This window comes from Candidatus Methylomirabilota bacterium, from assembly GCA_035936835.1.
Classification (GTDB): Bacteria; Methylomirabilota; Methylomirabilia; order Rokubacteriales; family CSP1-6; genus AR37.
The window spans coordinates 1-4160 of the sequence record DASYVT010000048.1; the positions used below are offsets into that span (position 1 = coordinate 1).

Below are 4160 nucleotides of genomic sequence, written 5' to 3' on the forward strand. Positions count from 1 at the left end.
CCCCCTCCATGGCGCTCTTGGAGGTAAGGATTTTCTCGACCAGGTGCTTCGGGGTGTAGGTGACGGGGGCGGCGTCGCGGAAGGCAGCCGAGGGACCGGGCGAGGATGGAGCGGCTGTTTCTTCCTCGGCGGCGGGAGCCGGCGCAGGGGGGGGCGCGGCCGCGGCCGGCTGAGCGGGGGCGCCGAGCGTGGCGCCGCACTCGCCGCAGAACTTCTGCGTGGGGGGATTCTCCGCCTGACAGGATGGACATTGCACCGTGGGCTCGCTAGGCGTCGCCGGGCTCACCTCCTCACGGCGTCTCTCGCCTTATATCGCGGCATGAAGTTTACCATTGATTTCGCGTGGCGTGAGAGGCCTCAAAACGAAAGCGCCCGGCGACTCCCCCGGGCGCTCGTTTTCCCCGCGGCCGCTCTGTGACAAGGGGGGGAAGATCCTCGGGCGAGGCGGGCCATCACTGAGAACGGGTTTTATGTTATCTTCGCTCGGCTCCTCACCGCACTACGACCGTATCGGGGAGTCCCTCGAAGTCGGAGTCGCCGGTGACGAGGGTCGCCCCGAAGCGCTGGGCCGTCGCGTACACGAGCGAGTCCGCCATCGCGAGACCATGGGCGAGAGACAGGACTGCGTAGACTTCGTAGATCTCGATGGCTGAGATGAGGAGGGCCTCACGGCCCTCGATGTAGGTTGCGAAGCGCCCCGCCTTCGGTCGGTTGGCCAGGTACTCGATCCAACCGCTCGAATCGACAAGGATCAGAGGCGATCCTTTTTCTCGCGGAGCCCCTTGGCGCGCACGCCCCGAACGATGCCGCGGTAAGTCCGCAAGGGACGCTCCGGCACCAGGAAGATGACGCCGCCCTTCTCGAGGACGGTGATCCGCATCCCCGGGCGGAGCCGAAGACGTTCGCGGGCACCCCGCGGCAAGACGAGCTGGTACTTGCTGGACAGAATCACGGTTTCCATTGTCCTACAGAAATCTTATCGATCGCCGATCAGTAAGGCAACTGCAGATCTCCCGAAACAGTCGGCCGGGAGCCGGACGAGGAAAAGGCCCGGGCGCAGGCAGCGGGACGGGGACTCCCGCGCGGCGCCCGGGCCTCTGTTTGTCTTGAAGCAGGCGTCTAGAGGCAGGCTTCGAAGAGACCCGCGGCGCCCTGGCCGCCGCCGATGCACATCGTCACCACGCCGTACTTCGCCTTGCGCCGCAGCATCTCGTTGGCGATGGTGCCGACCATGCGCGAGCCCGTCATGCCGAAGGGGTGGCCGATGGAGATCGACCCGCCGTTGGGATTGAGCTTCTCCATCGGGATGCCGAGCTTGTCTCGGCAGTAGATCACCTGCGAGGCGAAGGCCTCGTTGAGCTCCCACACGCCGATCTCGTCCATCTTGACGCCCATGCGCTTCAGAAGCTTCGGGATCGCGTAGACGGGCCCGATGCCCATCTCGTCGGGCTCGCAGCCGGCGACGGCGAAGCCGCGAAAGATCAGCTTGGGCTTGATACCCAGCGCCTTGGCGCGATCGAGCGACATCAGGACGGTGGCGGAGGCGCCGTCCGAAAGCTGCGAGGAGTTGCCGGCCGTCACCGAGCCCTGGCCGCTGTCCTTGTCGAAGTGCGGCGCCAGCTTGAGCAGACCCTCGAGCGTCGTGTCGGCGCGGTTGCACTCGTCCTTGTCGACGTAGTAGTCCTCCTTGCCCGCGATCTCGCCCGTCTTCTTGTCCACGACGCCTCGCACGACCTGGAGCGGCGCCAGCTCTTCCTTGAAGAAGCCCTCCTGCTGGGCGCGCGCCGTCCGCTGCTGGCTCGCCAGGGAGAACTCGTCCTGCGCCTGGCGGCTGATCTTGTAGCGCTTGGCCACGACTTCGGCCGTGTCGCCCATGAGCATGTAGAGGCCGGGCTTGTGCTCCTTGACCCAGGGATTGGGGTCGCCGTCGCGCTTCATCATGCTGATGCTCTCGAGCCCGCCGCCGATGGCGGCCTCCGCCCCGCCCACGATGATCTGATGCGCGGCCATGGCGATGGCCTGGAGCCCCGAGGAGCAGAAGCGGTTGACGGTGGTGCCGGCGACGGAGACGGGCAGGCCGGCGCGAAGGAGGGCCACGCGCGCCACGTTGTTGCCCTGGGCGCCGTTGGGCTGGGCGCAGCCGAGAATCACGTCCTCGATCTCGGTCTTGTCGAGCTGCGGGACCTTGCCGAGCGCGTCCTTGATGCAGTGGGCGGCCAGGTCATCCGGGCGGGTCATGTTGAACGACCCCCGGAACGATTTGGCGAGCGGGGTGCGCGAGCTGGAGACGACGACGGCCTCTCTCATAAAGGCTCCTTTCTGGAATCGGCTGGTCTGAATGCGGCTCGTTGCCGGGAGTATACCCTTTTTAGGAGGCCTCGTCGCCCTCGCGGGCGCTCGGGCCCCCATCCACGATGATCGTCGCGCCCGTCATGAAGGCCGAGGCCTCCGATGCCAGGAAGATGCACGGGTAGGCGATCTCGTGCACCTTGCCCCAGCGACCCATGCCCGTGCGGCTCGCCACCGCGTCGTAGGCCTTCTTGGCGGCGGCCGGATCCTGCTTGGTGAGGACCCCAAGATACCCTTCAGTCTCGACAGGTCCCGGCGCGATGCAGTTGACGCGGATGCCCTTGCGCCCCCAGGCCATGCCGAGCGCCCGGGTGAAGTTGATGACGGCCGCCTTGGCCGTGCCGTAGTGCGCCATCATGGTCGAGCCGTAGACGCCGGCGATGGAGGAGATGTTGATGATCGCGCCGCCGCCGCCCTGCGCCATCATCTGCTTGCCCGCCCACTTGCAGCCGAAGAAGACGCCGTTGACGTTGATCTGGATGACGGTGTTCCATCCGTTGGCGCTGATGTCCTCGACCTTGGCGCGGAAGGAGGCGCCGGCATTGTTGACCATGATGTCGAGACGCCCCATCTCTTTCGCGGTGCGCTCGACGAGCGCCTTGACCGCCTCCTCCTGGCGGACGTCCACGGACTCGCAGAAGGAGCGGCGGCCGAGCTTCGTGATCTCGGCCACGACGGGCTCGAGGTTCTCCTTCTTGCGGCTGCAGATCACGACATCGGCGCCCGCCTTGGCGAACTCGATGGCGATGGAGCGGCCGATGCCGACGCCGCCTCCCGTGACGATCGCGACCTTCTTCTCGAGCGAGAACGGCGACGCTGCCATAATGCCTCCTGTGCCGGTTGGGGGATGGAAGGACGCGCGGATTATACCCAAGCCGCGGGCGCCGCGCTCTCGAAGCGCATGGCCTTGCCGCTGCCCGGGTGGATGAAGCCGAGGCGGGTCGCGTGGAGGCACAGCCGGCGGAACAGGCCCCCGGGACCGCCGTGCTCGCGGTCGCCGACGATCGGGTGGCCGATGGCCGCGAGCTGGACACGGATCTGCCTGCGCCGGCCCGTGTCGAGCGAGAGCTCGAGGAGCGTCGTGTCCTGCCCGCGCGCGAGCACCCGGTAGCGCGTGATGGCCGTCTTGCCTTCGGGGCCTCGCGCGGTGTGGACACGGAGGCTCCGGTCCTCGACGAGGCGGCTCTCGAGCGTCCCCGACTGCTCGCGCACGTGGCCCTTCACGAGCGCCGTGTAGACGCGCTGGACCGTGCGCTCCTCGAACTGGGTCTGGAGGTGCTGCTTGGCTTCCGGGGACTTGGCGAACACCAGGAGCCCCGAGGTGTCGCGGTCGAGGCGGTGGACGATGAAGGGGCGCGCACGCGGCCGCTGGGCCTGGAGATAGTCCCAGAGCAGGCGGTAGGCGGTGCGCTCGCGCTCGCGCTCGGTCGCCATGGTGAGGAGTCTCGCCGGCTTGTCCACGACGACGATCGCCTCATCCTGGTACACGAGGCCGAGACCCTTCGGGAAGGGGATGCGGCCGCGCCCGCCGAGCTCGACGCGGTCGTCCGCCCGCACGACCGCGCGGCCGTCTCGAGCCACGCGCCCGTTGACCTCGACGCGCCCGGATTCAAGCCACTGCTTGAGGCTCCGTCCCGAGGAGTCCGGGAAGAGCGCGTGCAGCCGATCCGCCAGCGTCGCCGGGCTCATTCGCCTCTGAGGACACCGAGAGGCTTCCGGCCGAGGAGCCGGAAGGTGCCGAGGAAGCCGACGCCGAGCGCGAGCAGCATCGCGCCCCCGACCCCCGCGGCGATGGTCAGCGGCGAGCCCGC

6 protein-coding genes are annotated in these 4160 nt (G+C 68.0%); all 6 read right to left on the reverse strand.

Annotation, left to right across the window (positions count from 1 at the left end; all coding sequences use genetic code 11):
• Positions 1–256, reverse strand: a 256-nt coding sequence (locus VGV06_04090; protein ID HEV2054339.1) for a zinc-ribbon domain-containing protein, incomplete at its 3' end; no start/stop codon positions are given.
• 235 nt (positions 257–491) lie between these two features.
• Positions 492–755, reverse strand: coding sequence for a type II toxin-antitoxin system VapC family toxin (locus VGV06_04095; protein ID HEV2054340.1), 264 nt, complete (start codon positions 753–755; stop codon positions 492–494).
• The gene (locus VGV06_04100; protein HEV2054341.1) at positions 752–952 is read right to left on the reverse strand and encodes an AbrB/MazE/SpoVT family DNA-binding domain-containing protein; all 201 of its coding nucleotides are present in this window, start codon (positions 950–952) and stop codon (positions 752–754) included. Before VGV06_04100 ends, VGV06_04095 begins: the two co-directional genes overlap by 4 nt.
• Before the next feature lie 167 nt (positions 953–1119).
• Positions 1120–2307: an acetyl-CoA C-acyltransferase gene (locus VGV06_04105; protein HEV2054342.1), complete on the reverse strand. Its 1188-nt coding sequence runs from the start codon at positions 2305–2307 to the stop codon at positions 1120–1122.
• A 61-nt stretch (positions 2308–2368) separates the two neighbouring features.
• Positions 2369–3172, reverse strand: a complete 804-nt coding sequence (locus VGV06_04110) for a glucose 1-dehydrogenase (protein HEV2054343.1) — start codon at positions 3170–3172, stop codon at positions 2369–2371.
• A 41-nt stretch (positions 3173–3213) separates the two neighbouring features.
• On the reverse strand, positions 3214–4038 hold the full coding sequence (locus tag VGV06_04115) for an RluA family pseudouridine synthase (protein ID HEV2054344.1): 825 nt from the start codon (positions 4036–4038) through the stop codon (positions 3214–3216).
• Positions 4039–4160 lie beyond the last annotated feature (122 nt).